The organism is Streptomyces sp. NPDC059371 (genome assembly GCF_042751995.1).
Classification (GTDB): Bacteria; Actinomycetota; Actinomycetes; order Streptomycetales; family Streptomycetaceae; genus Streptomyces.
The window spans coordinates 1-5,913 of record NZ_JBHYXD010000188.1; the positions used below are offsets into that span (position 1 = coordinate 1).

At 69.8% G+C, this 5,913-nt stretch carries 7 protein-coding genes; 4 read left to right on the forward strand and 3 right to left on the reverse strand.

Annotated features, from left to right (window positions below):
• Positions 1-113: 113 nt before the first annotated feature.
• Complete coding sequence (locus ACFXGX_RS42860; RefSeq protein ID WP_384803826.1) at positions 114-818, reverse strand: type 1 glutamine amidotransferase domain-containing protein; 705 nt, start codon at positions 816-818, stop codon at positions 114-116.
• Between the two features lie 288 nt (positions 819-1,106).
• Here ACFXGX_RS42860 and ACFXGX_RS42865 point away from each other — a divergent pair, with 288 nt between their 5' ends.
• Positions 1,107-2,012, forward strand: a complete 906-nt coding sequence (locus tag ACFXGX_RS42865) for a LysR family transcriptional regulator (RefSeq protein WP_384803829.1) — start codon at positions 1,107-1,109, stop codon at positions 2,010-2,012.
• Positions 2,013-2,019: 7 nt separating this feature from the next.
• On the opposite strand, the gene ACFXGX_RS42870 is transcribed toward ACFXGX_RS42865, so the two are convergent.
• Together ACFXGX_RS42870 and ACFXGX_RS42875 are read right to left on the reverse strand one after the other, a co-directional pair.
• Positions 2,020-2,868 carry a hypothetical protein gene (locus tag ACFXGX_RS42870; protein WP_384803832.1) on the reverse strand — a complete coding sequence of 283 codons (849 nt, stop codon included), beginning with the start codon at positions 2,866-2,868 and terminating at the stop codon, positions 2,020-2,022.
• A gap of 262 nt (positions 2,869-3,130) precedes the next feature.
• Positions 3,131-3,859, reverse strand: a complete 729-nt coding sequence (locus ACFXGX_RS42875) for a hypothetical protein (RefSeq protein ID WP_384803834.1) — start codon at positions 3,857-3,859, stop codon at positions 3,131-3,133.
• A 255-nt stretch (positions 3,860-4,114) separates the two neighbouring features.
• Between ACFXGX_RS42875 and ACFXGX_RS42880 the strand changes: the two genes are divergently transcribed.
• From ACFXGX_RS42880 to ACFXGX_RS42890, 3 genes are all read left to right on the forward strand, one after another.
• The gene (locus tag ACFXGX_RS42880) at positions 4,115-4,447 is read left to right on the forward strand and encodes an ANTAR domain-containing protein (protein WP_384803837.1); all 333 of its coding nucleotides are present in this window, start codon (positions 4,115-4,117) and stop codon (positions 4,445-4,447) included.
• A gap of 216 nt (positions 4,448-4,663) precedes the next feature.
• Positions 4,664-4,849 (forward strand): hypothetical protein, encoded by a 186-nt coding sequence (locus ACFXGX_RS42885; RefSeq protein ID WP_384803840.1) that lies wholly within the window; start codon positions 4,664-4,666, stop codon positions 4,847-4,849.
• A 219-nt stretch (positions 4,850-5,068) separates the two neighbouring features.
• Entirely contained in the window at positions 5,069-5,833 is a 765-nt protein-coding gene (locus ACFXGX_RS42890) for an alpha/beta hydrolase family protein (protein ID WP_384803843.1), read from the forward strand.
• Positions 5,834-5,913: the final 80 nt, after the last annotated feature.

Genomic DNA, 5,913 nt, shown 5'->3' on the forward strand with positions numbered 1-5,913 from the left:
ACCTACATCTCCCTGGCGGCGTGTCCCGGCCGACGCGCTGTCCGGGCCCCCGGCCGCGGGGGCACCCACCCCGGCGGCCCGGGGCGGGCGGCTCGGACGGTGGTCAGCGGGACTCAGCGGCCGGCCAGCGCCTTCAGCGTGGCCTCGGCCGTCGCGGTGCTCGACTGAGGGTTCTGACCGGTGATCAGCTTGCCGTCCACGACGACCTTGTCGCTCCACGGCGCCCCCGTCTCGACCGTGGCGCCGCGCTCGCGCAGCACGCTCTCCAGGAAGAAGGGGGTGTTGTCGCCGAGACCACCCTGGCGCTCCTCCTCGTCGGCGAAGGAGGTGAGGTCGCGGCCCGCGAACGTGAAACCGCCGTCCGCGGTCGTGGCGCTGAGCAGGGCGGCGACACCGTGGCACAGCGCGGCGACGATCGTGCCGTCGGCGTCCGCCTCGTTGAGGAGACGACCGAGATCCGCGTCGTGGGCGAGGTCGGCCATGGGCGCGTGACCGCCGGGAATGTAGAGCGCGTCGTAGTCGCTCAGACGCACCTCCGCCAGCGGCAGCGGGCTGGAGAGCTGGTCGTCGATGCTGTCCAGGTAGGTGCGGAACTCCTCGGCGTCGGTCTCGGACACACCGCCGCGGCTGTCCAGGCTGAGGGCGTCGACCGTCGGGCGGACGGCCCCGGGCGTGGCGATGTCCACCTGCGCTCCGGCGGCGCGCAGCACCTTGTGGGAGGCGGCGACCTCTTCCGCCCAGAAGCCGGTCGGATGCGTGGATCCGTCGGCCAGGACCAAGCTGTCGGCGGCGGAGACGATCATCAGGATCTTCGACATCGGTATACCTGCTCTTATCTGTGGGACGACTCTGGAAGCGCGGTGCCTGTGGGCCGCGGACCGCGGTGACGCGGTGCTCAGGACAACTCCAGGATTCATCACGGAAATGCCCTGCCGCCTCTGCCGCGCCATAAGAAGGGTTATGGACGAGAGGTGGCCGATCTCCCCGGGATGTGCAGCGGGGCGTCGTACGACGAGAGGCCCCGGGCCCCGCCCTCACGGTGTACCCATCAGTAGAATTTGATGACCGGAAGAAGTTCATAAACTTTGTGATGGATGGAGGTGTCCATGCCCGGCCTGGACCTACTGGCGACGTTCCTCGAGATCTACCGCACCGGGTCGCTGTCCGCGGCGGCCGCGCGGCTGGGGGTGAGCCAGCCGGCGGTCACCGGACAGCTCGCCCGTCTCGAGGAACAACTGGGCGAACCGCTGTTCGTCCGGTCGAGCAAGGGAGCACAGCCGACGCCCCGGGCGGCGGCGCTGGCCGCCCGTGTCGGCCTGCATGTCGACGGGCTGCGTACCGCCCTGGCTCCTTCGGGGCGGGAAACCACGCTGGAGGGCACGGTTCACCTGGGCGGAGCGGCCGAGGTGATGTCCCTTCAAGTACTCCCCGCGCTGGCACCGCTCTCGGCCCGCGGACTCCGCATCCGGGTGACGCTGGGCCTGGCCGAGGAGCTCCTGTCGGCGCTGACGGCGGCACGTCTCGACCTGGTGGTGTCCGCGGTCCGCCCCCAGCAGGAGGAACTGTCGGTGTCGCCGCTGGTGGACGAGGAGTTCCTTCTGGTGGGGCCACCCGCACTGGCGCACGCCGTGGACCAGGAGCGGCTGGCCGCCGACCCGGTCGCCGCGCTGTCCCAGCTACCGCTGGTGGCCTACGCGGCCGATCTTCCGATCATCCGGCGGTACTGGCGCAGCGAGTTCGGGCGGCGGCCGCCCAATCAGGTCGCGGTCACCGTTCCGGACCTGCGTGCCGTGCTGGCCGCGGTGGTGGCCGGCATGGGCATCTCCGTGCTGCCCCGCTACCTCGCCGCTCCGGCACTGGCCGCGGGCGAAGTGGTGCAGATGCACCGGCCGGAGGTGGAGCCGTTGAACACCCTGTATCTGGCGTCCCGGCGCGAGGGGTCGGCGAGCCCGGCCCTCGCCGCCGTGTGGGAACACCTGGCCCGGGCGGCCCAGGAATGGAACAGCCTCTGACGCCGGGTCAGTCGGACCGGAGGTTCTCCAGGGTCGAGCGGGTGTCGGTCTTCACCCACCGGGAAACCTCGCTGACCTCGGGCGGGGTGGTCGTCCCGTAGGAGGACGTATACGCGCTCCAGCTCATCTGGTACGTCATCCAGCCGTCCCGCACCGCGAGGGTCACCGCCCGGCTGCCGCTGGTTCCCGTGCCGGACGTGGTGTCCTCGGTCACGAGATAGGCCTCGTCCCCGAGACCGGACACCTCCTCCACCTCGTAATCCTCGTACCGCTGGCCGTACTCGGACCACACGGCCGTGAACTCGGGAGCCGGGTCGGTCGTCTTGTGCAGGTCCATCTCCACCGAGAGGTACGCGTCGGCGTAGGAGGAAGTGGAGGACGTCTTCAGGGAGATGCTGCAGTAACTCTGATCGATCGCCTTGTGCTTCAGCGAGTTGTGCGTCGGGGCGTTGTCCTCCTCGGCGTACTCGGACCGCAAGGCGCTGTAGTCGACCGCGGAGCAGAGATTGGCCTTGGCCCGGTACCCCGCGAGATCCGGGTCGTCGCCCAGCGGACCGAGAACGACGATGCCTCCGGCCCACAACACGGAGGCTGCCACCGCACCTACCGCCGCCCACAGCACCGCGCGCCCCGCGGTCCCCTTGCCGCCGGACGGCGGGGGAAAGCCCGGCGGCTGTCCGTACGCGTACTGCTGGGCCGGAGGGTAGACGGGAGGCGACCCGTAGGCGCTCGCCGGTGTCGGGCCCGGTGTCGGGCCCGGCGTGGGTTCGGGTCTTGGCAGCGGTAACGGCTGCTGTGCCTGCGCCTGTGCCTCAGGCTGCGCCTGCGTCGGGAGTTCCTCGGGCCGATCCTGCATTCGGTGCTCCTTGGTCGTGGGCAGTGCGGTCAGATGGCGGAACGGGGCCGGGCAGGCGACACGCGTGCGGTGTCAACAGGCAAATTCTAAAGGGCAGTTCAACGGAATTGACCTTGCCGTATCGGCCGTTGCTCAGGCGCTGGTCTCGCCGGAACGGCGCGTCGCGACCGACGCGCGAGCCCGCGTCGTGCCGGGTGTGAACGCGCCGAAGGGTCCCGCAGACGATCTGCGGGACCCTTCGCGGTGGTCGATCGGAGAACCGTCAGGCGGCCTTCTCGATCTTGGTGACCTGCGCCTCCATGACATCGGACGACACGTCGGGGGCCTTGTCGCTCAGAATGTTCATCGCGTAGAAGACGGCCAGGGTCGAACCACTGCGTACGACCGCGTACGTCACCGGGATCTTGGTTCCCTCGATGTCGCTGGTCATCGAGTACGACACCGCCTCGTCACCGAGGGCGGGGGCCTTCACGGGCTTGACCTCGGTGTAGTGGTAGTCGGTGTGCTCGTAGGAGTTGCACTTCCCGCTCTGGGCGCGCAGGTCGGCGACCACCTTCTTGGCGTCCGCCTCCTTCTGCGCGAGGAGCCCGACGCGCAGCACCGTGGCGTCGGTCGCCTTCAGGTTCGTCACCGAGCGGGACACACGGGCCGTCGCGTCGGGTTCGGTGCCCAGCAGGAACATGTCGGCCAGCGCCTGGCAGGTGGCGGGGTTCGCGGGCACGCTCACGTCGGGGATCTCGTCGTCGGGAGTGTCGCGGACGCGGTAGCCCTTGAGATCCTTCTCGGTGAGCACGGCCTTCGTCAACTGCGCCTCGGTGAGCGGCTTCAGCCCCTCCTGGGCGGCGGGCTTCGCCTCGGCGGCCGGCTTCTTCGAGCCGCGGGCACTGCCGCCGGTGTTGCTGTCGGTGTCCTTCGCGCCACACGCGGCCGTCGCGGCGAGCGCCGCCATCGCGCAGATGCCCACCAGGACGCGCCCCGGAACTGACTTCACTTTCGTCCCCACCCTCATGTCTTCATGGACGCGTTCACGACAACGACCGCGCCGAGCCGCATTCAAGCTCACAACCAGCGGGCTTTGCCAGTGCGTTAGAGTCCCTTGGCGTAACGATCAGAGATCGACAACTTGGTTGTACGCCGCGACAGTGGTTCTCGACACTTCGAGGTCACTGCGTGACGGTTCCGGCCATGTGCCGCGGCGGACGTGCCCTTGGTGGCATCGGGCCGGTCGAGTCAGGAGGATGGACTCATGGAACCGGGAGCCAGGGATTCGAATGAGGAGAGCGACCGCATCTTCGAGCTCGAGGCGGAAGTCCAGCAGCTCAAGGAGGCGGTCACTTCGCATGCCGTCGTGGACCAGGCCATCGGGATGATGGTCGCGCTCGGCCGGGTGTCCCCGGACCAGGGCTGGGCCGTACTGAAGGACGTCTCGCAGCACACCAACATCAAGCTCCGCAACGTCGCCGAACTGATCCTGGTCTGGGGACGCGACGGCGACATCCCCCAGAACATCCGCGTCGAACTGGAAGAAGCCCTCGACCGGCACGGTCCCGCCCAGATCCCCGAAGCGCCCACGGAATGACGTACAGGGAAACACGGCGTGATCCCGTCGAACCCCTGCCCTCCGTCCACCGCCACCCACCCTCGCGCGGCACCCCGCCGAACCGGATCGACCGGGGCCCTGAGGTATCGATTTCCGCCAATCCTTCCGGTACGGCGCCGGGTATGTGATGCTGCTGCACCGAATGGACCATGAACCGGTCGGCGTGCGCCCGCCGGTGCCAGAGAGGATGGCTGCATGTCGACTGCGAATCGTCGGTACAGCCTGACGTGGACCGACCCGGACGGCGCGCCGCAGGCTTCCGCGGGTCGCTACGACAAGCGCTCCGCCACGCGGCGCCGCCGTGCGCTGGAGGCGGTCGGCTGCACCCGTGTCGAGGTCGTCGTGGTCGCGCCCGGAGAGCTCCCCGAACCGGCGATCTGACCGTGCCCTCGGCGCCCGCGTCGGGCGCCGGAAAAAGCATTGGACGGGACGATGACCGGGCTTGTAGTTTACGAGCGAACCGTGATGCCGCCCGAGGAGGTGAGACCCATGAACGCTGTAACGACGTGGGTGCTCCCCCTTACCCGTCACGGCCGGCGATCGACGTAGGTGTCGCCGGGAGCGCCTCCACAACCAGGCACTCCCCGAAAGGCAACACCTATGCATGCTCTGCAGTTCACCGCCGAGTCCTCCTCGAACGGCATGATCGAGCGCGACTTCGTCGTGGGCGACGTCCCCGGCGTTCTCTGGTCCCCGGCCTCCGGAGCCGAACGGGCACCCCTGGTCCTCATGGGCCACGGCGGGGGCGCCCACAAGAGGCACCGGGCCATGCTGGGCCGGGCACAGATGCTGGTGACCGGCTGCGGCTTCCACGTCGCCGTCATCGACGCGCCCGGTCACGGCGACCGGCCGCGCTCCGCGTACGACGAGCAGGAGATCGCCGAGCTGCGCAAGGCGCAGGCCGCGGGCGAGCCGGAAGGGCCGATCGTCGTCCGTTACAACGCACGTCTGGCCGAGCTCGCCGTGCCGGAGTGGCGGGCGACCCTGGACGCCCTTCAGGAACTCCCGGAGATCGGCGCCGACGGGCCCGTGGGATACGTCGGCATCGCCATGGGCACCGCGCTCGGGGTGCCGCTGGTGGCGGCCGAGCCCAGGATCACGGCCGCGGTCCTCGGCATGATGTGGCCCGACGCCCTGTTCGAGGCGGCCCGGCAGATCACCGTCCCGATCGAGTTCGTCCTGCAGTGGGACGACGAGCGCGTCCCGCGCGAGGCCGGCCTCGCGCTCTTCGACGCCTTCGCCTCGAAGGAGAAGACGTTGCACGCCAACGCGGGCGACCACGTCCGGTTCCCCATGTTCGAGGTGGACAGTTCGGTCCGGTTCCTCGCCCGGCACCTCGGCCGGGAGGTCACCTCGCAGGTCTGACGTGAGCGGTGGGGGGGGGGGGGGGGGCCCCCCCCCCCCCCCGCCCCCGCGCGGGCGCGCGGGGAGCCGGCGGGGGCGGC